This window comes from Blastococcus sp. SYSU DS0539 (assembly GCF_054050855.1).
This window is the reverse complement of sequence record NZ_JBJHAF010000011.1, coordinates 40,972-64,211: the sequence shown is the minus strand read 5'-3', so window position 1 is coordinate 64,211 and position 23,240 is coordinate 40,972. Positions and strand designations below refer to the sequence as shown.

At 74.9% G+C, this 23,240-nt stretch carries 20 protein-coding genes; 9 read left to right on the top strand and 11 right to left on the bottom strand.

The features are described from left to right. Window positions 1-259 precede the first annotated feature (259 nt). Together ACI790_RS14390 and ACI790_RS14385 are read left to right on the top strand one after the other, a co-directional pair. On the top strand, window positions 260-1,792 hold the full coding sequence (locus tag ACI790_RS14390; protein ID WP_456570462.1) for an LCP family protein: 1,533 nt from the start codon (window positions 260-262) through the stop codon (window positions 1,790-1,792). Beyond that, complete coding sequence (locus tag ACI790_RS14385) at window positions 1,792-2,589, top strand: TIGR03089 family protein (RefSeq protein ID WP_456570461.1); 798 nt, start codon at window positions 1,792-1,794, stop codon at window positions 2,587-2,589. The genes ACI790_RS14390 and ACI790_RS14385 overlap by 1 nt, the downstream gene beginning before the upstream one ends. A gap of 11 nt (window positions 2,590-2,600) precedes the next feature. Here the strand turns inward: ACI790_RS14385 and ACI790_RS14380 are convergent, their stop codons facing one another. Together ACI790_RS14380 and ACI790_RS14375 are read right to left on the bottom strand one after the other, a co-directional pair. After that, window positions 2,601-3,020: a GtrA family protein gene (locus ACI790_RS14380; protein ID WP_456570460.1), complete on the bottom strand. Its 420-nt coding sequence runs from the start codon at window positions 3,018-3,020 to the stop codon at window positions 2,601-2,603. Between the two features lie 65 nt (window positions 3,021-3,085). Further along, on the bottom strand, window positions 3,086-3,808 hold the full coding sequence (locus ACI790_RS14375) for an SGNH/GDSL hydrolase family protein (protein WP_456570459.1): 723 nt from the start codon (window positions 3,806-3,808) through the stop codon (window positions 3,086-3,088). A gap of 174 nt (window positions 3,809-3,982) precedes the next feature. On the opposite strand from ACI790_RS14375, the gene ACI790_RS14370 reads away from it, so the two are divergent. Further along, window positions 3,983-6,532 (top strand): HAD-IC family P-type ATPase, encoded by a 2,550-nt coding sequence (locus ACI790_RS14370; RefSeq protein ID WP_456570458.1) that lies wholly within the window; start codon window positions 3,983-3,985, stop codon window positions 6,530-6,532. A gap of 55 nt (window positions 6,533-6,587) precedes the next feature. Here the strand turns inward: ACI790_RS14370 and ACI790_RS14365 are convergent, their stop codons facing one another. The 5 genes from ACI790_RS14365 to ACI790_RS14345 all read right to left on the bottom strand — a co-directional run bounded on the left by ACI790_RS14365 (window position 6,588) and on the right by ACI790_RS14345 (window position 11,000). After that, on the bottom strand, window positions 6,588-7,187 hold the full coding sequence (locus ACI790_RS14365; protein ID WP_456570457.1) for a hypothetical protein: 600 nt from the start codon (window positions 7,185-7,187) through the stop codon (window positions 6,588-6,590). Between the two features lie 156 nt (window positions 7,188-7,343). Next, window positions 7,344-8,003, bottom strand: coding sequence for a hypothetical protein (locus ACI790_RS14360; protein WP_456570456.1), 660 nt, complete (start codon window positions 8,001-8,003; stop codon window positions 7,344-7,346). A 69-nt stretch (window positions 8,004-8,072) separates the two neighbouring features. Continuing rightward, window positions 8,073-9,227, bottom strand: coding sequence for an acyl-CoA dehydrogenase family protein (locus ACI790_RS14355; protein ID WP_456570455.1), 1,155 nt, complete (start codon window positions 9,225-9,227; stop codon window positions 8,073-8,075). A 23-nt stretch (window positions 9,228-9,250) separates the two neighbouring features. Next, window positions 9,251-9,775, bottom strand: coding sequence for a 5-(carboxyamino)imidazole ribonucleotide mutase (gene purE, locus ACI790_RS14350; RefSeq protein WP_456570454.1), 525 nt, complete (start codon window positions 9,773-9,775; stop codon window positions 9,251-9,253). A gap of 19 nt (window positions 9,776-9,794) precedes the next feature. Continuing rightward, on the bottom strand, window positions 9,795-11,000 hold the full coding sequence (locus ACI790_RS14345; protein WP_456570453.1) for a 5-(carboxyamino)imidazole ribonucleotide synthase: 1,206 nt from the start codon (window positions 10,998-11,000) through the stop codon (window positions 9,795-9,797). A gap of 74 nt (window positions 11,001-11,074) precedes the next feature. On the opposite strand from ACI790_RS14345, the gene ACI790_RS14340 reads away from it, so the two are divergent. Continuing rightward, window positions 11,075-11,569 (top strand): GtrA family protein, encoded by a 495-nt coding sequence (locus tag ACI790_RS14340; protein ID WP_456570452.1) that lies wholly within the window; start codon window positions 11,075-11,077, stop codon window positions 11,567-11,569. A gap of 8 nt (window positions 11,570-11,577) precedes the next feature. On the opposite strand, the gene ACI790_RS14335 is transcribed toward ACI790_RS14340, so the two are convergent. The 4 genes from ACI790_RS14335 to ACI790_RS14320 form a co-directional block, all read right to left on the bottom strand. Continuing rightward, window positions 11,578-14,538, bottom strand: coding sequence for an AAA family ATPase (locus ACI790_RS14335; RefSeq protein ID WP_456570451.1), 2,961 nt, complete (start codon window positions 14,536-14,538; stop codon window positions 11,578-11,580). Beyond that, window positions 14,535-15,683: an exonuclease SbcCD subunit D gene (locus ACI790_RS14330; RefSeq protein WP_456570450.1), complete on the bottom strand. Its 1,149-nt coding sequence runs from the start codon at window positions 15,681-15,683 to the stop codon at window positions 14,535-14,537. Before ACI790_RS14330 ends, ACI790_RS14335 begins: the two co-directional genes overlap by 4 nt. Before the next feature lie 76 nt (window positions 15,684-15,759). Next, window positions 15,760-16,335, bottom strand: a complete 576-nt coding sequence (locus ACI790_RS14325; RefSeq protein WP_456570449.1) for a PH domain-containing protein — start codon at window positions 16,333-16,335, stop codon at window positions 15,760-15,762. Window positions 16,336-16,366: 31 nt separating this feature from the next. After that, window positions 16,367-17,221 (bottom strand): biotin--[acetyl-CoA-carboxylase] ligase, encoded by an 855-nt coding sequence (locus ACI790_RS14320; RefSeq protein ID WP_456570448.1) that lies wholly within the window; start codon window positions 17,219-17,221, stop codon window positions 16,367-16,369. 278 nt (window positions 17,222-17,499) lie between these two features. On the opposite strand from ACI790_RS14320, the gene ACI790_RS14315 reads away from it, so the two are divergent. The 5 genes from ACI790_RS14315 to ACI790_RS14295 all read left to right on the top strand — a co-directional run bounded on the left by ACI790_RS14315 (window position 17,500) and on the right by ACI790_RS14295 (window position 23,203). Then, window positions 17,500-19,128, top strand: coding sequence for an acyl-CoA carboxylase subunit beta (locus ACI790_RS14315; RefSeq protein WP_456570447.1), 1,629 nt, complete (start codon window positions 17,500-17,502; stop codon window positions 19,126-19,128). After that, window positions 19,125-19,340, top strand: a complete 216-nt coding sequence (locus ACI790_RS14310; RefSeq protein WP_456570446.1) for an acyl-CoA carboxylase subunit epsilon — start codon at window positions 19,125-19,127, stop codon at window positions 19,338-19,340. The genes ACI790_RS14315 and ACI790_RS14310 overlap by 4 nt, the downstream gene beginning before the upstream one ends. Next, window positions 19,337-19,945 carry a Maf family protein gene (locus ACI790_RS14305; protein WP_456570445.1) on the top strand — a complete coding sequence of 203 codons (609 nt, stop codon included), beginning with the start codon at window positions 19,337-19,339 and terminating at the stop codon, window positions 19,943-19,945. The genes ACI790_RS14310 and ACI790_RS14305 overlap by 4 nt, the downstream gene beginning before the upstream one ends. A gap of 119 nt (window positions 19,946-20,064) precedes the next feature. Continuing rightward, window positions 20,065-21,360 (top strand): hypothetical protein, encoded by a 1,296-nt coding sequence (locus ACI790_RS14300; protein ID WP_456570444.1) that lies wholly within the window; start codon window positions 20,065-20,067, stop codon window positions 21,358-21,360. 82 nt (window positions 21,361-21,442) lie between these two features. Beyond that, complete coding sequence (locus ACI790_RS14295) at window positions 21,443-23,203, top strand: acetyl/propionyl/methylcrotonyl-CoA carboxylase subunit alpha (RefSeq protein ID WP_456570443.1); 1,761 nt, start codon at window positions 21,443-21,445, stop codon at window positions 23,201-23,203. Window positions 23,204-23,240: the final 37 nt, after the last annotated feature.

The following is a 23,240-nucleotide window of genomic DNA, read 5'->3' as shown; positions in this document are numbered from 1 at the left end:
CCCCCGCCCGGGCCCGTGGCGGCACCGCGCGCCGGCCGCGTGTGACGGATGGGACGGATGGCCACCGGTGTCACCAGGGTGGACGCGCGGCCCCGGACGGGACTGGACCGTCCCGTGTCGAACCCCCAGCGGGCGCGGGCGCCCTGGCTACGATCGCTGGCGCCGACGGCCTCCGCCGTCGGCCCGGTGCAGCCGCCGCGCGGCCACCGCCCCCCGCACCCTCCCGCCGGTGGAGTCGATCCCTAGTGAGGATGTCCCCGTGAGCCGAGACCGCACCGAGCACAGCGGCCCTGCCGGCCGCCCGCTCCCGCCGCGGCTCGACCCGCGCGCCGGGCGTCCCGCCCGCTCCCGGAACGGAGCGGCGGCCCGCCCGCCCCGCATGCGCGGGGTCGCGACGACCGTCCGCCTCGTCGCCGGACTGCTCGCCGCCGTCCTCCTCGCCGGCTCCGGCTGGGGCTGGTACCTCGGCCGGGTGGCCGCGGCCACGGTGAACCGCACCGACGCGATCCCGACCGCGGGCAACGACGGCACCAACGGCGCCGGCGAGGCGATGAACCTCCTGCTGGTCGGCAACGACAGCCGCAGCGCCCTCACCGAGCAGCAGCTGGCCGAGTTCAAGGCCGGGACCGACTCGGGGACCAACACCGACACGATGATCCTGGTGCACGTGCCCGCCGACGGGTCGAAGGCCTCGTTCGTCTCGTTCCCGCGCGACTCGTGGGTGGAGATCCCCGGGTACGGCGAGGACAAGCTCAACGCCGCCTACGCCTACGGCCGGATGAACGCCCCCTCCGGCGCCTCGGAGGAGGAGAAGTCGGCGCAGGGCTCCCAGCTGCTGGTGCAGACGATCTCCAAGCTGAGCGGGCTGCGCATCGACCACTACGCCGAGGTGGACCTGCTCGGCTTCTTCGAGCTGGCCAGCGTCGTCGGCGGGGTCGAGGTCAACCTCTGCAACCCGGTGGACGACCGCGAGTGGTCCGGGGCCTACTTCCCGGCCGGGGTGCAGACCATCAGCGGCGCGGATGCGCTGAAGTTCGTCCGCCAGCGGCACAACTTCGGCCCCCAGGGCCGCGGCGACTTCGACCGCATCGTCCGCCAGCAGGTCTTCATCGCCGGCGTGCTGCGCAAGATGCTCTCCGAGGACGTCCTGCTCGACCTCGGCAAGCAGCGGGAGCTGGTGCAGGCGGCCGCGGAGTCGCTGACCGTCGACCAGTCGCTGAACCTGCTGCAGCTCGCCGAGCAGATGCAGTCGGTGACCGCCGGGAGCATCGAGTTCCAGACCGTCCCGAACGTCGGGACGGACGAGGAGCAGGGCAGGTCGATCGTCCGGCTCGAGGACGAGGACGCGCTCGAGGCCTGGTTCGCCGACCTCTCGGCCGAACCCGAGGAGGAAGCCCCGGCGACCAGCGAGGCGCCGCAGACGGTCGCCCCCTCGGCGGTTCCGGTCGACGTCTACAACGGCTCGGGCACCTCCGGTCTCGCCGCGAAGGCGGCCTCGGCGCTCACCGCGGCAGGGTTCCCCGTCGGCTCGACGGGGAACGCCTCGTCCATGGACCACGACCGGACGGAGATCCGCTACGCCGCCGGTGACGAGGCGCTCGCCGCCACCGTGGTCGCCGCCGTCCCGGGGGCGGTCACCGAGCAGAGCGACGACGCCGACAGCGGCACGGTCCAGCTGGTGCTCGGCAGCGACTTCAACGGCGTCGGGCGGGCGGTGACCCCGCCGCCCCCCGTCGAGGAGGTGCAGGGTGTGGACGCCCGCACCGCCGCCGACACCACCTGCATCAACTGATGAACGCCCCCGCCACGCCGGCCGACCTGCTCGCGCAGGCGCTCCGCCGGTCCCCCGCCACTCCGCTGCTCACCTACTACGACGACGCCACCGGCGAGCGGGTGGAGCTGTCGACGACCACGCTGGCCAACTGGGTCGCCAAGACGGCGAACCTCCTGCAGGAGGAGTTCGACGTCGGCCCGGGCAGCACGGTGGCCGTGGCCCTGCCGGTGCACTGGCAGACCGCCGCGGTCCTCCTCGCGGTGTGGAGCTGCGGCGCCACGGTGCTGGACACCGCCGCGGAGGACGACGACCGGCTGGACGACGCCGACGTGGTCCTCGCCGCCCAGGACCGCCTCGCCCCGCTCGAGGAGCAGGGCGTCGACGAGCTGCTGGGGCTGTCGCTGCACCCGCTGGGCATGGGGATGACCGGCTACGCGGGTGCGGCCCGCGACTTCGCCCTCGAGGTCCGGGTGCACGGCGACGTCTTCACCCCCTGGTCACCACCCCGGCCGGACGCCCCGGGCATGACGCTCGGCGGTCTGGAGCTCACCCTCGGCGGGCTCGTCGACGCCGCGGCCGAGCTGGCGGCGCGGCTGGGCATCGTGGCGGGTGACCGTCTGCTCGTCGACGCCCGCGTGGCCGCCGAGGCCGGTCCGGCCGCCTGGCTGCTCGCGCCGCTGGCGGCCGGCGCCTCCGTCGTCCTGGTCAGCTCCGTGGACGTGTCCGGGCTGGCGCACCGGGCGGCGAGCGAGCGGATCACGGCCACCCTCGGGCAGCGGGTCGAGGGGATCCGCGAGCTGGGGCGCACCGCCTGACCCCGCGCCGCTCAGGTGGGCAGCGGCGGTGGGACCCGGAAGACCCAGTGCTTGTAGGCCACGAAGTTGACGACCCACAGCAGGCCGACGGCGACCACCTTGGCGACGACCGCGGGCACGGAGAGCGCCACCAGCCCGGTGACGATCCCGAGGTTGGCGAGGTAGTTCAGGACGACGAGGCTCACGTACCGGCGGAGCTGGACGCCACCGCCCGTGCGGACGCCAAAGGTGAAGTACTTGTTCGCCAGGAAGTTGGCCGCGAAGGAGAGCCAGAAGCCGGCACTCGTGGCCAGCCACAGCGGCTCGCCCACGACGTCGTACAGCAGCCAGAGGGTCCCCACGTCGATGCCCAGGCTCAGCAGGCCGACGGCGACGTAGCGGACGAAGGTGCCGGTGATCCGCGACCGGAGCCCCACCCACGCAGTAGCCACAACACGTGCATCCTAGGTGCACCCCGGGTCAGGCGATGACCGGACGTCCGGCGAGCCGCCCGCGCTCAGCCTGCGGGGACCAGCTCCTCCAGCGCCGCCGCCAGCCGCTCCGCCATCTCGACGTAGCCCTCGTCGTTGGGGTGGAGGCCGTCCTCGGCGAACAGCCCGCCCGGGGGCTGCAGCCACTCCTCGGCCACGGGATCCACGAACGGCAGCCCCGCCTGCTCGGCGGCGGCGGCCACGGCATCCCGGACCGCCCGGACCTGGTCGCCGGGGATGCGTGGCGGGTCGACCGGGCCGAGCACCACGACGCGGGCGTCGGGGAGCGCTTCGGCCAGGTCCGCGTACAGCCGCGTGGCGGCGGCCGTCACCTCGCCGGGGGCAGCGGCGCCCACGTCGTTGGTGCTGCCCTGCACGACGACCACATCGGGCCGGTGGGCCACCACCTCGTCCAGCCGCTCGCCGTAGGGCTCCTGGCCGGGGGCGCCGCTGGGGTTGACGTACCCGGTGCCCGACTGCGCCTCCGCGACGGCGGACCAGCCCAGCGCCCGGGCGGCCCGCTCGACGTACCCCGCGCCCCCCAGGCCGACGGTGTAGGAGTCCCCCAGGAAGACCGCGGTGGGGTCCGCGTCCGCTCCGGCCGGCCGGTCGGTCGACGGGGAGCCGGTCGCCGGCGCGGACGACGCGGACGGCGCGGACGGCGCGGACGGCGCGGACGGCGCGGACGCGCACGCGCCGAGCCCCAGGCAGGCGACCAGGGAGAAGGCAGCGGCGGCACGGAGCTTCACCGCCGCAGTATCAGGGATGCGCATGGAAGTTCGTGGACGGCCGGTGGACCAGCCGGGCAGCCAGCTGTGGGACCGCTGTGAGAACCGGCCGTGGGCGCGCAGGCTCCTGCCGTGCCCGGCAGACTCCGGGAACGGCGCACGCCCCGGTCGCGCCGCCGACGGAGGGCGAGCCCGATGGACGTGCAGGAGTCGGGCTCCGCGCTGGGCGACGGGCCGGTCACCGGCCTCTCCCAGCGGGAGGCCGAGGCCCGGCGGCGCGGGGGCGAGCGCAACGTCGCCGTCAGCGCGTCGTCCCGCAGCTACGCCCGGATCCTGCGCACGAACGTCTTCTCGTTCTTCAACATCATCCTGTTCGTCATCGGCGCCGCCCTGCTCGCGCTGGGCCGCTACAGCGACGCCTTCACCAGCGTCGGTCTCGGCCTGGTCAACGCAGCGATCAGCGCCGTGCAGGAGATCCGGGCCAAGCGCAAGCTGGACCGGCTGCAGCTGCTCGACCGCAGCCGGGTCACCGTCGTCCGGGACGGCCGGGACGTCGAGGTGGTTCCGGAGGACATCGTCCGCGGAGACGTCGTCCACGTGCGCCCCGGTGACCAGCTCGTCGTCGACGGCCCGCTGCTCGACGGCGGCCGGGTGGACGTCGACGAGTCCCTGCTGACCGGGGAGGCCGAGCCGCTGTCCAAGAAGCCCGGCGACGATCTGCTGTCGGGCAGCTTCTGCGTCGGTGGCGAAGGGCACCAGCTCGCCCGGGACGTCGGTGCCGCCAGCTACGCCAGCCGGCTGACCGCCGACGCGCGTCAGGTCACCACCGACAAGACGCCCCTGCAGAACCGCATCGAGTTCGTCGTCCGGCTGGTGATGCTGCTGGTCGCGCTGATGAGCGCGACGATCCTGTTCCAGGCCGCGCTGGAGGGACTCCCCCTGGTCCGGGTCGTGCAGACCACCGCGGTGCTCTCCGGCCTGGTGCCCTACGGACTGTTCTTCCTCGTGACCGTCGCCTACACCGTCGGCGCGGCCAGGAGCAGCGGCCGCGGCGCCCTCGTGCAGCAGGTCAACGCCGTCGAGTCGGTGAGCAACGTCGACGTCGTATGCACCGACAAGACGGGCACGTTGACGACGGGCCGGCTGAATCTGGCGGAGGTGTACCCGGTCGGCGCGCTGGACGCCGGGGCCGCCGAGGAACTGGTCGGTTCCCTGGCCCGCAGCACCGACGCGCCCAATCTGACCACCACCGCGCTCGCCGCCGCGCTGCCCGGCCTGGCGTGGACCGTCCACGACGAGATCCCCTTCGCCTCGTCGCTGCGGTGGAGCGCCCTGCGCACCGACGACGGCGTGTACGTCCTCGGCGCGCCCGACCGCCTGGCCCCCCGCCTGTCCGGTGCACCGCTCACCGAGCCGGTGAGCGCGCGGACCGACCAGGGGCTGCGAGTCCTCGTCGTCGCCCGCGCCGGCGCCGACGCGCCGCTGCGGGACACCGCCGGTCGACCGCAGCTGCCCGCCCTCGAGCCGGTCGCCGTCGTGTCCCTCGCCGACGAACTGCGCCCGGACGTCCCCGAGACGATCGAGCGGTTCGCCGACGACGGGATCACGCTCAAGGTCATCTCGGGCGACGACCCACGCACCGTCGCCGCCCTCGGCCGTCAGGCCGGCCTCGACGCCGGGACGCCGGTCACCGGTGCGGACCTCGACGGCCTCTCGGAACCCGAGCTCGACGGGCTGGTCGCCCGCACGACGGTGTTCGGCCGGATCGCGCCGGAGCAGAAGGAGCGGCTCGTCGACTCCCTGCGGCGGCAGGGCCGCTACGTCGCGATGATCGGGGACGGCGTCAACGACGCCCGCGCCCTCAAGCGCGCGCACGTCGGCGTGGCGATGAAGAGCGGCAGTGCGGTCGCCCGCGACGTCGCCGACATCGTGCTCACCGACGACGCCCTGGGTGCGCTGCTGCCCGCCCAGCACGAGGGTCGGCGGATCATCAACGGCATCGGGACGTCGATGCAGGTCTTCCTGGCCCGCGTCGGCACGCAGGCCCTGGTCATCCTCGCGGTGACCATGCTGGGTATCGGCTTTCCGTACTCGCCCGCGAACGTCGGGCTCACGCTGCTCACCGTCGGCGTCCCGACGCTGTTCCTCACCTCGTGGGCGAAGCCCTCGGCGCCGGACCCGCATCTGCTGGCGAACCTGGGACGGTTCGTCGTACCGGCCGCGGTCATCACGGCCGCCGGAGGCGTCGGCCTGTACGCCTACCACTACACGTTCCTCTTCGCGGGGCTGAGCCGTGCCGGCACCCCGGCCGAGGTGCTCGACGCTTTCGAGCGCTACACCGGCCTGTCATCGGACGACGTCGGCTTCGCCGAAGCCGCGGCCACCATCGGGGCGCAGACGGCGCTGTCGACGTTCGTCTCGTACGCCGCATTCCTGCTGATCCTGTTCCTGAAGCCGCCGAGCCGGCTCTTCGCCGCCTGGGCGTGTCCGGACGGCGACAAGCGACCGGCCGTGCTCGTCGCCGCGCTCGTCGTGGCGTTCTCCGGACTGCTGTTCGTCCCCTGGTTCACCGACTACTTCGGGCTGACGGAGGCGGCGGGCCCGGTGTTCCGGACGGTGCTCCCGGCGCTGGTGGTCTGGTTCCTCGTGCTGACCGCGGCCTACCGCGTCCGCGTGCTCGAGCGCGCCCTCGGGTTCGCCCCGCTGACCGCGGCTGGACCGACCGGGCGCGTCCCGGAGGCCTGACCGCGAACGGCAACGCCCCCCCAGGGGGGCGGTGCCGCGTGCGGCCGGCTCCGGGTCAGTCCGCCGGGGTCTCGGCCGCCCCGTCGTCCGCGCCGTCGCCGGCCCGACTGTCGCGGTCCCCGTGGGGACCGTGGCCGCGGTCGCGGTCGGCCGGCGCCTCGGTGTTCACCCGCTCGGTCACCCGCTCCTCCAGGTCGGCCAGTCGCTCGTCGGCCTGCTCCTGGGTGAGCCGGCCGTCCTCCACGGCGGCGGCGATGCGCTCCTGCTGAGCCGTCGCCAGCGCGTCCACGAGCGTGTCGACCGCGACACCCTGCTCCTCGGCGACCTGCGCCAGCGTGGTGCCGTCTGCCTCGAGCGCGGTGTGCAGCTCGTCCTCGGTCATGCCGAGGACCGTCGCGGCGGCCGCCAGGTCCAGCCCCCCACCGCGGTGGCCGCCACGGTCGCCGATGCCCGCCTCGTCCAGCGTCGTGGCCACCTCGTCGGCCTGCTCCTGGGTGATCGACCCGTCGGAGACCAGCCCGGAGAGGGCCTCGGTGATCCGGTCGACCGCGGATCCTCCGGCGGTCCCCGGACCGGCGAGCGCCGGGACGGCGACCGCCAGCCCGCCCAGGGTCAGCACGCCGGCGGTGGTGGCGATGATCAGCTTCTTGCGCATGACTGCTCCTCGTCCGCGACCGGACGCTCCGGCCGCCGGTCACAGCCTCGGAGATCTCCCTGGGACGAACCTGTCACCGTCCGGCGGTGTCCCTGTGAATGCGTTCGTCGTCGCCGTCCGCTCCGGCCGCTGCCTAGAACCGGTCGGGCTGGTCCGTCAGTTCCGGGAGAGGCGAGGTCCGCCGCCACCCGCGCCGCCCGGCATGCCGCCACCCATTCCGCCGCCGGTGAACTCGCCGGCTGTCGCGGTGGTCACCTCCGTGTCGTCGACGACCACGGTGTACGCGGCACCGCTCTCGGCGTCGGCGGAGGAGTAGACGACCGACGTGGCGCGGACGGCGGGGCATGGACGACGACCGGACCGCGCCCCCTGCTCGCGGAGGAACCCGCCGGTCCTCTCCCTGCTTCTCGGCGTCGCCCTCGTCACGGTGGCCGTGCTGACGCTGACGCCGGCCGGCACGGGGTGGGCCTGGGGTTCCCCCTCGAGGAGCTGCGCTGGTACGCAGCCGGCCTGGACTCCGGGGCCACGGTCGTCCAACTGGTGGGCAACCTGGGTCTGCTCGTGGTGCCGGCCGCGCTCGTCGTCGCCCTGTGGCCCGAGACCCGGCGGCTGGACCGCCTGACCGGGATGTCCCTGCGTCGACGCCCACGAGGCCGCGCAGTCCTCCGGGCCCGCCGCGTCGTCGCTCTCAGCCGGCGGGACGGTGACGGGTCCCTCCTGCCCCGTGCCGCGGTCGGGTTGCGCGAACACGGTGCAGGTCCACGGCGAGGCGGCGACCACCGCCGGCGAGCTGGTGGCCGACGGCGTCTGGAACACCCTCTCCTTCGGCCCGGCCGTTCTCGAGGACGGTCATCACCCTGACCTGCGCGAAGGCCGGTCGATGTCCTACCTCAGGAGACTTCGTGCGATCACCATGCGCTGGACCTGGTTGGTGCCCTCGTAGATCTGGGTGATCTTGGCGTCCCGCATCATCCGTTCGACCGGGAAGTCCTGGGTGTACCCGGCACCGCCGAAGAGCTGGACGGCGTCGGTGGTCACCTGCATGGCGACGTCGGAGGCGAAGGCCTTGGCCGAGGCCGAGAGGCGCGTGACGTCGGGCCGCCCCTGCTCCCCCGCCGCCGCGGCGACGTAGACCAGGTGACGGGCCGCCTCGATCTTCATTTCCATGTCGGCGAGCATGAACTGCACGCCCTGGAACGAGCCGACCGACGTCCCGAACTGCTTCCGCTCCTTGACGTAGGCGACCGAAGCGTCCAGCGCGCCCTGGGCGACGCCGACGGCCTGGGCGCCGATGGTCGGGCGGGTGAAGTCGAGGGTGCGCAGGGCGGTCTTGAAGCCGGTGCCGGGCGCGCCGATGATCCGGTCGGCCGGGATGGTGCAGTCTGTGAAGTACAGCTCGCAGGTGGGCGACCCCTTGATCCCCATCTTGCGTTCCTTCGGGCCCACGGCGAAGCCCGGGTCGTCGCGGTGCACGACGAACGCCGAGATTCCGCCGGCCTTCTTCTCCGGGTCGGTGACGGCCATGACCGTGTACCACTCGGAGACGCCGGAGTTGGTGATCCAGGCCTTGGTGCCGTTGAGGACCCAGCTGTCGCCCTCCAGCCGGGCGCGGGTCTTCATCGCCGCGGCGTCCGAGCCGGCCTCCCGCTCGGAGAGCCCGTAGCTGATCATCGCTTCGCCGGAGGCGATCGAGGGCAGCACCTTCTGCTTCACGTCCTCGGCCGCGGACAGGATGATCGGCATCGATCCGAGCTTGTTGACAGCGGGGATGAGCGAGGCGCTGACGTCGACGCGGGCGACCTCCTCGATGACGATGCAGGTGGCGATCGCGTCGGCCCCCTCCCCGCCGTACTGCTCGGGGATGTGCGTGGCGTGGAAGCCGGCGGCGGTGAGGGCCTTCTGCGCCTCGATCGGGTAGCGGGACTCCGCGTCCACCTCGGCAGCGTGGGGGGCGATCTCCCGCTCGGCGATGTCACGCACCGCCGCCCGGATCGCCTCGTGCTCCTCGGTCAACGCGTACAGCCCGCTGTTCGTACCCACGTCGCCGATCGTAGGACGTCCGACTATCCGCCGGTAGCGAGGCGCTCCTGCAGGGTGAGGTCCCGGGCGACCACGCTCTCGGCCAGCTCCGCCTGGAACCGCTCGACCCGGCCGCGCAGCTGCGGGTCGGCGGCGGCCAGGATGCGGACGGCGAGCAGGCCGGCGTTCCGCCCGCCGCCGATGCCCACCGTCGCCACGGGCACGCCGGCCGGCATCTGCACGATCGACAGCAGGCTGTCCAGCCCGTCGAGCCGGTCCAGCGGGCGCGGCACGCCGATCACCGGCAGCGGCGTCGCCGCGGCGACCATGCCGGGCAGGTGCGCCGCTCCCCCGGCGCCGGCGACGATCACCCGCAGGCCCCGGGCGGCCGCGCCCTCGGCGTAGTCGAGCATGCGGCGCGGGGTGCGGTGGGCCGAGAGGACGTGCGCCTCGTAGCCGATGCCGAACTCCGCCAGTGCCTCGGCGGCCGGCGCCATCATCGGCCAGTCGGAGTCGCTGCCCATGACGATGCCGACGACGGGACCGTCGGCGGGGACCGGCTGGCTCACAGGGGGCTCTCCTCAGGGCTCAGTGGTCGTGCTCGAACGCGAAGGCGGGGTCGACGACCCCGTCGGCCAGGTACCGGGCGGCGGCGACCGCGCGGGCCCGCACCTCCGCGACGTCGTCGCCCAGCGCCGTCACGTGCCCCAGCTTGCGGCCCGCCCGCTGGGTCTTGCCGTACCAGTGCAGCTTCACGTCCGGCCAGTGCGCCAGGAAGTGGTGGACGCGCTCGTCGAGCGCCGGCCCCGACCAGTCGTCGGCCGCCGCGGCACCGCCGAGCACGTTGGCCATCACCACGACCGGCGCGGTCATCGCCGTCGAGCCCAGCGGGTAGTCGAGGACGGCGCGCAGGTGCTGCTCGAACTGGCTGGTCCGGGCGCCCTCGATCGTCCAGTGCCCGGAGTTGTGCGGGCGCATGGCCAGCTCGTTGACCAGCACGCCGTCGGGGGTCTGGAAGAGCTCGACGGCGAGCATGCCGACGACCCCGAGCCGGTCGGCGATCCGCACGGCGAGCTCCTGCGCCGCGGTCGCCAGCTCCTCGGACAGCTCCGGCGCCGGGGCGAGCACCTCGGCGCAGACGCCGTCGCGCTGCACGGTCTCGACGACCGGCCACACCGCGACCTGACCGAACGGCGACCGCGCGACCTGCGCCGACAGCTCGCGCACCATGCGGACCCGCTCCTCGGCCAGCAGCGCGCCGTGCCGCTCGAGCAGGTCGGCGACCTCGTCGGGCCCGTGGACGACGAAGACTCCCTTGCCGTCGTAGCCGCCGCGCGGGGTCTTGAGCACGACCGGCCAGCCGACCTCGTCGGCGAAGGCGGTGACGTCGTGGACGGTGTGCACCTCGACCCAGGCCGGTTGCGGCTCGCCCGCCTCCTGCAGCGCCCGGCGGAGGACCAGCTTGTCCTGCGCGTGCACCAACGCGCCGGGCCCGGGGGCGACGCGGTGGCCGGCGGCCTCGAGAGCGCGCAGGTGCTCGGTGGGCACGTGCTCGTGGTCGAAGGTGACGACGGTGGCGCCGTCGGCGACGGCGCGCAGGGCCTCGAGGTCCCGGTGGTCGCCGAGGCGCACGTCGGCGGCGACGAGCGCGGCCGACTCGTCCGGGTCGGCCGCCAGGACCCGCAGCGACTGGCCGAGCGCGACGGCGGCCTGGTGGGTCATGCGGGCGAGCTGGCCGCCGCCGATCATGGCCACCACGGGAAGTTCGGTGTGCGGGTGCAGGGGCGCAGGCATGGTGCCCGCAGGCTAGCGGCGCCGCCCGGGCGCACGCCGAGCGCATCCGACCGCGGCCTCCGTACAGTGCTCTCGTGGGCCTACCCGCGCGGCTGCGCCAACTCCTCCGCGACGGCGAACGCCGGCTGGTGCGTGAACTCGGGGCCTTCGGCGTCGTCGGCTCGGTCTGCTTCCTCGTCGATCTCGGCCTGTTCCAGCTGCTCTACGCCTCCGTGGGTCTGGGGGCGGTCACGTCGAAGCTGATGGCCAGCCTCGTGTCGACGACGCTGGCGTTCCTCGGCCACCGGTTCTGGTCGTTCTCCCGCCGCGCGCGCACCGGGCTGCGGCGGGAGTACTCGCTGTTCATCCTCATCAACGGCGCGACGCTGCTGCTGAGCCTGGCCATCGTGGCCTTCGTCCGCTACCCGCTGGGCCAGGAGTCGGCGCTCGTCCTCCAGGCGGCCAACATCGTCTCGATCGTCGCCGGCACCGCGATCCGCTGGCTCACCTACCGGTGGTGGGTCTTCCCCGCCCACGCGACGGCTCCGCCGCGCGATCCGGTGCTGACCTCCGCCCCGGGCCGGCCCTGACCGGACGCTCAGCCCGCCAGGCGTGACCCGTTGCGTCCCGCGACCACCTCCAACCGCGTCGGGATGCGGGTGCGCAGCTCCTCCAGGTGACTGATCACGCCGACCGTGCGGCCGCCGCGGCGCAGCTCGTCGAGCACGGTCATGACCGCGTCCAGCGCCTGCGCGTCGAGGGTGCCGAACCCCTCGTCGACGAAAAGCGTGTCGATGCGCACCCCTCCGGTCTCGGCGGTGACGACGTCGGCGAGACCGAGCGCCAGGGCCAACGACGCCATGAAGCTCTCCCCACCGGAGAGGGTCTTCGTGGGCCGCCGCACGCCGGTGTACTCGTCGAAGACGTCCAGGCCCAGACCGCCACGGGCACCGTGCCGCCCCTGCGCGTCGCTGTGCAGGAAGGTGTACCGGCCGCCGGACATGTCCAGCAGCCGCCGGCTGGCCACCTCGGCCACCTGCTCCAGGCGCGCGGCGAGGACGAAGGACTGCAGCCGCATCCTCCGGGCGTTCGCCCCCCTGCCGTGGGCGAGGTCGGCGAGCGCCGTGACCTGGTCGGCCCAGTCGCGCAGCTCGGCGAGCTCCAGTTCCGCGGCGGTCACCCGGCCGACGAGGTGGGCCAGGGACGCGGTGCAGCGGCGCGCCTGCTCGAGCGCGGCCACCGCGTCCTCCCGCCGCCGGGTCATCCCCGCGCAGCGGTCCTCCAGCGCGCCCAGGTCGGGCCGCGGGGGCAGGTCGGCCAGCTCGGCCTCGGCCAGCCGTCCGCGCAGCAGCGCGACCCGCTGGTCGTGCTCGTCCAGCTGCCGGTCCAGCCGGGCGAGGCGGCCGGGTTCGAGCAGGGCCGCCGCCGCGTCGAGCAGGTCGTCGAAGGCGGCGCCCGCCGCCCGCTCCTCGGCGGCCCGGCGGGTGGCCTCCGCCTGGGCCCGGGCCCGCACCTCGTCGGCCGCGGCGGTGACGACGGCCTCGCACCGGTCGGCCGCGGCGGACAGCCGCGCCACGCGGGTGCGGAGGTCGGCGTCGTCGCCACGCGCGGCGGTCAGCCGCTGGGACAGCTCGGCCAGACCCTGGGCGAGCGCCTCTCGCTCGGCGATCCGCGCCCGCCGCTCCTCGCGGTCCGCGGCCAGCCGGGCGGTCGCGGTCTCCCGCTCGCCGGCCAGCTGCTGGAGCTCCGCCTCGGCCGCCGCGAGCCCCCCGGCCAGCTCGGCGGTGGCCCGGACGGCGGCGGTGAGGCCGGCGACCCGCTCGGCCTGCTCCGGCGCCGGCAGCTCCCCGGCGCGGGCGCGCACCCCGGCCAGTTCCCGCTCGGCGGCGTCGAGCCGCGCGGTGGCCGCGGCGAGGGCGGACTCCGCGGCCTCGGCGAGCGCCCGGGCGGCGTCCTCGTCGGCAGCCGTCACCCGCGCCCCGTCGTGCACCGCCGGCCGCGGGTGCTCGGTGGCGCCGCAGACCGGGCAGTGGGCACCGTCGGTGAGCGCCGCGGCCAGCTCGGCGGCCATCCCGTCGAGCCGCCGGCCGCGGAGGTCCAGCCACTGCTCGCGGGCGTCGACCCACGCCTCGCGTCGCGCCCGCACGTCCTCGCGCAGCCCCGCCAGCCGGCCGTCCAGCGTCTCGGCGGCGCGGGCGGCCTCCAGCGCAGCCTCGGCCGCCTGCAGCGCGCTCCGCTGCGCCGGCAGCTCGGCCGCGGCGGTCCGTGCCCGGGCGAGCCGCTCCTCGTGCGCGGCGAGCCGGGCGGGGAAGCCGGCCACGGCCTGCTCCCCGGCGGCGCAGCGCTCGGCCAGCCCGTCGACGGTGCCGTCCAGCGCGACGACGGCGCGCTCGACGGCGGCCGCCCGGTCCAGCTCCGGCAGCAGCGCCCGCGCCTCGGCCGCCCGGTCGCGGAGTTCGCGGGCCACCGCGGTCGTGGCCTCCCGACCGCCGGCCACCGGCGACCAGGCGGCCTCGGCGGCCGAGAGCGCCTCGGTCGCGCGCTCCGCGGCCACGGCCGCCGCGCCGGCCGACTGCAGCACGTCGCGCAGCGGCTCGGCCCGGCGGCCGGCGTCGCGCTCGGCCCGCAGCGGCTCGAGCGCGGGCTCCCGCTGCTCCAGCCCCGCCAGCTCCGCCGCGGCCTGGGCCCGCCGCGCGTGCCGCTCCTCCAGTGCCCGGGCGGCGGCGAGCTCGCCGTCGATCGCGGCCACCTCCCCGGCGGCCGCGTCGGCACGCGCCGTCGCCTCCGTCAGGCGCTCGGTCGCCGTCGCGCGGACCTGCTCCACCCACGGCACGACCCGCGTCCCCGGACCCGCGCCGACCAGCTCCGGGGCGAGCTCCTCGGGCACCTCGACGTCCGCGATCTGGGCCACCCGGGCGACGAGGGTGCCCAGCTGCGCGCGCTGCGCCGTGGTGCGCTCGCGGGCCGCCGTGCGTTCCTCGGCCAGCCACTCCTCCGCCCGGGCGAACCGGTCGACGTCGAACAGCGTGCGCAGCAGCTCGGCCCGGTGCTCGGGCTCGGCGCGCAGGAAGCGCGCGAAGTCGCCCTGCGGCAGCAGCACGACCTGGCAGAACTGGTGGACGTCGAGCCCCAGCCGCGTGCGCAGGTGCTCGGAGCCCTCGTCGATCCGGGTGCTCACCGGCTCCCAGCCGCCGTCGGTGAGCCGGGAGACCACCAGCTTCGCCTGCTCGGTGGCCCACCCCTCGCCGCGCTTCTTCGGCCGCTGCTGCTCCGGCCGCCGGACCACCCGCAGCCGTTCCGCGCCCAGGGTGAGCTCGCAGGTGACCTCCGTGCGGGTGGCCGCGTCGGCGTGGTCGCTGCGCAGCCGCTTCTCCTCGCCGCGCGCGCCGGGCACCCGCCCGTAGAGGGCGAAGACCACGGCGTCGAGCAGGGTCGTCTTGCCCGCCCCCGTGGGGCCCCACAGCAGGAAGAGCCCGTCCCGGCCGACCTCGTCCAGGTCCACCTCGACGGTTCCGGCGAACGGGCCGAACGCGGTGACCGACAGCCGGTGCAGCCTCATCGGGCCGCCTCCGCGCGGTCACCGGCGCCGAGGGCGCGCGCCAGCAGCTCCCGCTCGGCCGCGGTGGCCGGCGCGCCTCGCACGTGGCTGACGAACTCGCCCGCGACGTCGAGGGCGCTGCGCCCCCTCATCCGCTCCTGGTAGCTGCCGCCCCCGTTCGCCGTCCCCGCGCCCGCCCAGTCCAGGTGCACGCAGAAGGGGAACCGCTCCTGCAGCCGGCGCATGGGGTCGGCGGGGCGGACCGGGTCGGTGAGCCGGGCGGAGACGAAGTGCTGCTCCGCGGCGGCGTGCGCCGGCTCGGCCAGCAGCTCCTCGAGGGTGCCGGTGAGCACCGACAGGGGCCGGGGCGTGGGCAGGGGCAGCGCCCGCACCTCGGCGAGGCCGTCGGCGTCGAGCTCCACCAGCCAGGCCTGCTTCTGCTGGCCGGCCTCCCCGAAGGAGTACGCCAGCGGCGACCCGCTGTACCGCATCCGCGGCGACAGCGTCTGCGGCCGGTGCAGGTGGCCCAGGGCGACGTAGTCGACGCCGTCGAAGACCCGGCCCGGCACCAGGTCGACCCCACCGACGCAGATGTCCCGCTCGCTCTCGCTGGCCACCCCGCCGCCGACGAAGGCGTGCGCGAGCACGACCGATCGGGCGCCCGGCCGCAGGAACAGGTCGGCGCGCACCCGGTCCATGGCCTCGCGCAGCACCGCCTCGTGACCCCGCGCCCCGGGCACGCCGAGCTCGTGGCGGGCCACTTCCGGCTCCAGGTACGGGATGCCGTAGACGGCCACCTCGCCGTGCTCGTCGGCCAGCAGCACCGGCTCGTCCAGCCGGGCGGTGACCGCCCGGACGTGCAGGCCGGCGGCGCTGAGGAGGCCGGAGAACGTGCCGAGCCGGCGCGCCGAGTCGTGGTTGCCCGGGGTCAGCACCACCCGGGCGCCGGTGGCCAGCAGCCGGCCGACGACCCGGTCGAGCACCCCGGTGGCGTCCGCCGAGGGCACCGCGCGGTCGTAGACGTCACCGGCCACGACGACGACGTCGACCCGCTCGGCGGTGACGACGTCGGCCAGGCCACCGAGGACCGCCTCCTGCTCGGCGAGCAGGTCGGTGCCGTGCAGGGTGCGGCCGATGTGCCAGTCCGAGGTGTGCAGCAGCCGCATGGCGCAGAAGGTAGGGAGGGGGTCCGACAGAACCGCTCAGGCGCGCCGTGACGGCCCCGTCACATCCGGTTGCCGGTCAGAGCACCCTGGTGGCCCGCCAGCCGTCCTCCGGCGGCCGGCCGTCCTGGCCGCGGATGTAGCCGGCCGCCTCCTGGGCCCGCCGGTCGGCGTCCTCCTCGATCATGACGTTGACGAGCTGCTGGACGCCCTCGCTGCCGGGGATCTGCCGCAGCACGGTGGCGCCGCCGTCACCGGCGGTCTCGATCGTCAGCGTGCCGGAGTTGATGATCCGCTCCCACAGCGTCTGGGTGTAGGAGACGTCGGTGATGCGGGAGAGCCCGAGGTCGCGCCCGCGGCGGGCCAGGATGCCCTCGCGGAACAGCAGCCGGTGGGTGGTGACCACGTAGTGCGTCGTCCGCCAGCGGAGCACGGGGACGACGACGAGGAACAGCACCAGCAGGGCCGCCGCCACCACGATCCCCAGCCGGACCATCCCCTGCTGCGGCCCCGCGGGGACGAGCGCGGCGCCGAACGAGGCGCCGCCGACGACGAGCAGGAGCAGCACGACCGGCCGGACGAGCGTGAGCCAGTGCGGGTGCAGGTGGCGCACGACCTCTTCGTCGTCGGCGAGGAGCTTGTCGGGGTACGGCACCGCGCCAGGATGACGCAGGGACCGCCCCCCGTCATGCCTCCGCGACGCGTGTCCGGACGTGTCGGACGTCGCCGCTGGCCAGCTCGACGGTGCCCTCCGCGGCGTCCACCACGAGCCGGCCGTCCCAGTCGATCGCCCGCGCGGTGCCGACCAGCGCCGAGCCGTCCGGCATCGTCACCTCCACGGTGCTGCCGATGGTGGACGACCACGCCAGGTAGTCCTGCGCCAGACCGGAGACCACCGGATCACCCAGCGCGGTCACCCAGCCGCGGTAGCGCCGCTCGAGGGCGCGCAGGAAGCCCAGCAGCACGGGTGCCCGGTCGACGGTCCCGCCGGTGACCACCGACAGGGACGTCCCGGTCTCCGGGAGCTCCGCGGCCGTGGTCGAGACGTTGAGCCCGACCCCGACGACGACGCCGGCCGGGAGGTCCCCGCCGGTCACCGACTCGGCCAGGATGCCGGCGAGCTTGCGCCCGTCCCGGGCGAGGAGGTCGTTGGGCCACTTGACCGACGCCAGCACCCCGGTGACCTCGCGCACCGACTCGGCCAGCGCCACCCCGGTGAGCAGGGGCAGCCAGCCGCGGCGCGCGGCCGGCACGTCCGGGCGGAGCAGGAACGACACGGTCAGCCCGGCGCGGGGCGGCGAGGCCCACACCCGGTCGAGCCGGCCCCGCCCGGTGACCTGGTGCTCGGCGACGAGGACGGTGCCCTCGGGGGCGCCCGCCGCGGCGGACGCGGCGAGGGCCGCGTTGGTCGAGCCGATCTCGTCGACCACCTCGACCGAGCGCCACAGGCCGCTGTCCCGGCCGAGCGCGGTCTCCAGCGCCCGCGCGTCGAGCGCGGGGCGCTCCAGGTCCGACCAGCGGGAGGAGGGGTCATCGGGCACCCGGCCACGCTATCGACCGGTGCCCGGAGGCGCCGTCCGGCCGGGTCCGGCGGGGCACCCGACGGCGCACCGTCGGAGTCCAGCAGGAAGGCCTGCCGGAGGCTCCCCTACGCTACGGAATCCGAGGCCCCGGTACGCCGGGGCCTGCACACCGGCACGGCACGGACGCGGGATCCCTCCGGGCGCCCGCGGGCACGACCCGTGACCGGGCGGGTGGGTCACGGACGAGCAGACCAGCGGCGCGCGAAGGCGGCCGAGGTCGCCAGCGAGGAGGACACGTGAGCGCGGCTGAACTGGAGAGCGCCGGGGAGCAGGTCCCGGACGACGTCGACATCCACACGACGGCCGGGAAGCTCGCGGACTTCGAGCGCCGCGTGCAGGAGGCCCAGCACGCCGGCTCCGAGCGCGCCGTGGAGAAGCAGCACGCCGCCGGGAAGATGACCGCGCGCGAGCGGATCGAGGCCCTGCTCGACCCCGGCTCCTTCACCGAGTTCGACGAGTTCGCCCGGCACCGGTCGACGAACTTCGGGATGGCCGACAAGCGCCCCTTCGGCGACGGCGTCGTCACCGGCTACGGCACGGTCGACGGCCGGCCGGTCGCGATCTTCTCCCAGGACGTGACCGTCTTCGGCGGCAGCCTCGGCGAGGTCTACGGCGAGAAGATCGTCAAGGTCCAGGACTTCGCCATCAAGAACGGCTGCCCCGTCATCGGGATCAACGAGGGCGGTGGCGCCCGGATCCAGGAGGGCGTGGTCTCCCTCGGCCTCTACGGCGAGATCTTCCAGCGCAACGTGCACGCCTCGGGCGTCATCCCGCAGATCTCCCTGGTGATGGGCCCGGCGGCCGGCGGGCACGTCTACTCCCCCGCGCTCACCGACTTCATCGTCATGGTCGACAAGACCAGCCAGATGTTCATCACCGGGCCCGACGTCGTGAAGACCGTGACCGGCGAGGACGTCTCCCTCGAGGAGCTCGGCGGTGCGCGTACGCACAACACCAAGTCCGGTGTCGCGCACTACCTGGCCGAGGACGAGGCCGACGCCCTCGACTACGTCAAGGCGCTGCTGTCCTACCTGCCGAGCAACAACCTCGACCCGCTGCCGGCGCTCGACGTCGCCCCGGCCGAGACGGTCCTGCCCGACGCGCTGACCGACGAGGACCTCGAGCTCGACTCGTTCATCCCGGACTCGGCGAACACGCCCTACGACATGCACACCGTCATCGAGCACGTGCTCGACGACGGCGAGTTCCTCGAGGTGCAGCCGCTCTTCGCGCCGAACATCCTCATCGGCTTCGGCCGGGTCGAGGGCCGGCCGGTGGGCGTCGTGGCGAACCAGCCCACCCAGTTCGCCGGCACGCTGGACATCGACGCCAGCGAGAAGGCGGCGCGGTTCGTGCGCACCTGCGACGCCTTCAACATCCCGGTGCTCACCTTCGTCGACGTCCCCGGCTTCCTGCCCGGCACGTCGCAGGAGTGGGAGGGCATCATCCGCCGCGGCGCCAAGCTGATCTACGCCTACGCCGAGGCCACCGTCCCCAAGGTCACCGTCATCACCCGCAAGGCCTACGGCGGCGCCTACGACGTCATGGGCTCCAAGCACCTGGGTGCCGACGTGAACCTCGCCTGGCCGACGGCGCAGATCGCCGTGGTCGGCGCGCAGGGCGCGGTGGGCATCCTCTACCGCAAGGAGCTGGCCGCGGCCGAGGACCCCGACACCCGCCGCGCCGAGCTGATCGCGGAGTACGAGGACACCCTCGCCAACCCCTACATCGCCGCCGACCGCGGCTACGTCGACGCGGTCATCCCGCCATCGCACACCCGCGTGCAGGTCACCAAGGCGCTGCGGGTGCTGGCCAACAAGCGCCAGACCCTGCCGCCCAAGAAGCACGGGAACATCCCGCTGTGAGCGAGGAGCAGCGCCCGCTGCTGCGGGTCGTGAAGGGGGAGCCGACGGCCGAGGAGCTCGCCGCGCTGACCGTCGTCGTCGCCGCCCTGTCCCAGCGCCGGGAGCGCCGCCGCCCGACGCCGGTCGGCGGGTGGGCCTCGTACGCCGGCGCCCACCGCCGCCCGCTGCACGCCGGCCACGGCGGCTGGCGCGCCGCCGGGAGGTCCGCGTGAGCGGCCACCGCCGGCTGGTGCTGGCGTCGGCGTCCCCGGCCCGGCTGTCCCTGCTGCGGCAGGCCGGACTGGCGCCCGACGTCGTGGTGAGCGACGTCGACGAGTCCGCGTACTCCGCCCCGCGCGTGGCCGAGCAGGTCGCCCTGCTGGCCGCCGCGAAGGCCGCGGACGTCGCCAAGCGGGAGACCGACGCCCTGGTCATCGGTGCGGACTCGCTCCTGGAGTTCGCCGGGAAGCCGCAGGGCAAGCCGGCCGACGCCGCCGAGGCGCGCGACCGGTGGCGGCGCATGGCCGGGCGCTCCGGCATCCTGCACACCGGCCAGGCGCTCTTCGACGTCCGGGACGGCGCGGTCGTCAGCCGCGACATCGCGGTGGCCTCCACCGTCGTCTACTTCGCCGAGCCCACGCCGCCGGAGGTGGAGGCCTACCTCGCCACCGGGGAGCCGCTGGCCGTGGCGGGCGCGTTCACCCTCGACGGGCTCGGCGCGCCGTTCGTGCGCCGGGTGGAGGGTGACCCGGCCGCCGTGGTGGGGCTGTCGCTGACCGTCCTGCGCACCCAGCTGGCCAAGCGCGGCCTGGCGATCACCGACCTCTGGCGGCGCTGACCCCCGCTCGCCGGGGCTGCTGTGACAACTGGTGCCCGAGAGACGCACGTGAGGGACACGGCCGGACTCCGGCCCGGGGAACTCGACCGGGCCGGAACGTCCCGTCACGATCTGTACCCATGAACGCACGTCGCGTGGTGATGCACATCGGGACCCCCAAGTCCGGGACGACCTTCCTGCAGGAGCTGCTCTGGGACTCCCGGCCGGCGCTGGGCGAGGCCGGCGTCCTCTACCCGGGCGCCCACCCGGCTGCGCACTTCCACGCCGTCCTCGACGCGCAGCGGTGCAGCTTCCACGGGTTCGTGGACCCGGACGTCCAGGGGGCCTGGGGCCGGCTGGTGGACGCCGCCCGCGAGCACGAGGGCACCACCGTCATCTCCCACGAGCTCTTCGGCGACCTGAGCGCCGAGGCCGCCGCCCGGGTGCTGGCCGACCTCGACTTCGCCGAGGTGCACGTCGTCGTCACCGTCCGCGACCTCGCCCGGCAGCTGCCCGCGGTCTGGCAGGAGGACGTCAAGAACCGCCACTTCCTGCCGTTCCCGGACTTCCTGGAGATGGTCCGCCCCGCATCCGGCCGCGCCGACGAGCAGCGGCCGGCCGGTGAGGGCACCGAGGGCCACGCCGCGGCCTTCTGGCTGCGGCACGACGTCCCCGCCGTCCTCCGCCGGTGGACCGCCGGGCTGCCCGCCGACCGGGTGCACGTCGTGACCGTTCCTCCGCCCGGCACCGACCCGGGCCTGCTCTGGGAGCGGTTCGCCGCCGTCGTCGGCGTCGACCCGGCCGTGGCGACCATGCCCGACGGACGGCGCAACCAGTCGCTGGGCCGCACCGAGAGCGAGCTGCTCCGCCGGCTCAACGAGCACCTGGACTACGGCGTCGAGTGGCCGGTCTACGCCTCGCGGGTCACCCACTTCCTGGCCGTCGGCGCCCTGGCCGGCCGGCCGGGGTCGGCGCGGTTGACGCTGCCGGCCGGGGAGCGCGGCTGGGTGTCGGCCGCCGCGGACGCGGTGATCGCCGAGCTCGCGACCCTGGACTGCACCGTGACCGGCGACCTCGAGGAGCTCCGCGTCGCCGCCGGCGGCCGGGACGACGACGCCGGGGCAGGCCCCGAGGAGCTGCTCGACGCCGCGCTGGAGGCGATCGCCGCGCTGCTGCCCGTCGGTCCCCCACCGGCTCCCGCCGAGGAGCTCGCACCGGCCGAGGAGCAGGCGCCGGAGGAGGAGTCCGAGCCGGTGGAGGTGCCCGAACCGGCCGCCGAGGTGCCCGCCCTGCCGTCGCCGCGGCTCCCGGCCCTGCACGTCCCCGGCGCGGCGGCCAGGCACGGCGCCCGCCTGTTGCGGCGGGTCGTCGGTGCCCGCACGCTCCCGCCCCGCCCCCGGGCCGCCGACGCCCCGGACGAGCTCGCCGGCATCTGACCCGCCCCGTCCGGCCCTGCCCGGAGACCGCCGCCGTCTGCTGGTTAGAGTCCGGACGGTCGACGAACGAAGGAGTGCGCCGGTGCAGAAGGTCCTGATCGCCAACCGCGGCGAGATCGCGGTCCGGGTGGCCCGCGCCTGCAAGGACGCGGGGCTGACCAGCGTGGCGGTCTACGCGGAGCCGGACCGGGACGCGCTGCACGTGCGCGTCGCGGACGAGGCGTTCGCCCTGGGCGGCACGACGCCCGGTGACTCGTACCTGGTGATCGACAAGATCCTCGACGCCGCGAAGCGGGCCGGCGCGGACGCGATCCACCCGGGCTACGGCTTCCTGTCGGAGAACGCCGACTTCGCCCAGGCGGTCATCGACGCCGGGCTGACCTGGATCGGTCCGTCGCCCCAGGCGATCGTCGACCTGGGCGACAAGGTCGCCGCCCGGCACATCGCCACCCGCGCGGGCGCGCCGCTGGTCCCGGGCACCAAGGACCCGGTCGGCGGCGCCGACGAGGTCGTCGCGTTCGCGCAGGAGCACGGCCTGCCGGTCGCCATCAAGGCGGCCTTCGGCGGCGGTGGCCGCGGGCTCAAGGTGGCCCGCACCATCGAGGAGATCCCCGAGCTGTTCGACTCCGCGGTCCGGGAGGCGGTCTCCGCCTTCGGCCGGGGTGAGTGCTTCGTCGAGCGGTTCCTGGACAAGCCGCGGCACGTCGAGGCCCAGGTGCTCGCCGACACGCACGGCAACGTCATCGTCGTCGGCACCCGCGACTGCTCGCTGCAGCGCCGCAACCAGAAGCTGGTCGAGGAGGCGCCCGCGCCGTTCCTGACCGACGACCAGCGCGCCCGGATCCACGAGTCGGCCAAGGCCATCTGCAAGGAGGCCGGCTACCACGGTGCCGGCACCGTCGAGTACCTCGTCGGCGTCGACGGCTCGATCTCCTTCCTCGAGGTCAACACCCGGCTCCAGGTGGAGCACCCGGTGTCGGAGGAGACCTCGGGCCTCGACCTGGTCCGGCAGCAGTTCCGTATCGCCGACGGGCTCCCGCTGGAGATCACCGAGGACCCCGAGCCGCGCGGCCACAGCATCGAGTTCCGGATCAACGCCGAGGACGCCGGCCGCAACTTCATGCCGGCCCCCGGCCCGGTGGACCGGCTGGAGATCCCGCAGGGGCCCGGCGTGCGCTGGGACTCCGGCGTGGAGACCGGCGGCGAGGTGGCCGGGGCGTTCGACTCCATGCTGGCCAAGCTGATCGTCACCGGCGCCACCCGCGAGGAGGCGCTGCAGCGGGCCCGCCGCGCGCTCGACGAGCTGGTCGTCGAGGGCATGCCCACGGTCATCCCCTTCCACCGCGCCGTCGTCCGCGACGAGGCCTTCACCAGCGAGCCGTTCACGGTGCACACGCGCTGGATCGAGACGGAGTGGGACAACCAGGTCCCGCCCTACGCCGCGGCCCCGGCCGAGGCGGACGAGGACGCGCCGCGGCAGACCGTCGTGGTGGAGGTCGGCGGACGCCGCCTCGAGGTGTCCCTGCCCGCCGGCCTCGCCGCCGGTGGCGGCGGCGCGGCGCCCGGTGCCGCCGCCAAGCCGCGCAAGCGCGGCGGTGGTGGCGGCGGCTCGGCGACCTCCGGGAACTCCCTCACCTCGCCGATGCAGGGCACCATCGTGAAGGTGGCCGTCGAGGACGGCGCCACCGTCGAGGCGGGCGACCTGATCGTCGTCCTCGAGGCGATGAAGATGGAGCAGCCCATCGCCGCGCACAAGGCGGGCACGGTCTCCGGCCTGTCCGCCGAGGTGGGAGCCACCGTCACCAGCGGCGCGGTGCTCTGCACGATCGCCGACGCCGAGTAGCCCGCGTTCGGCATCGGGGCCCGTCACCACACGGTGA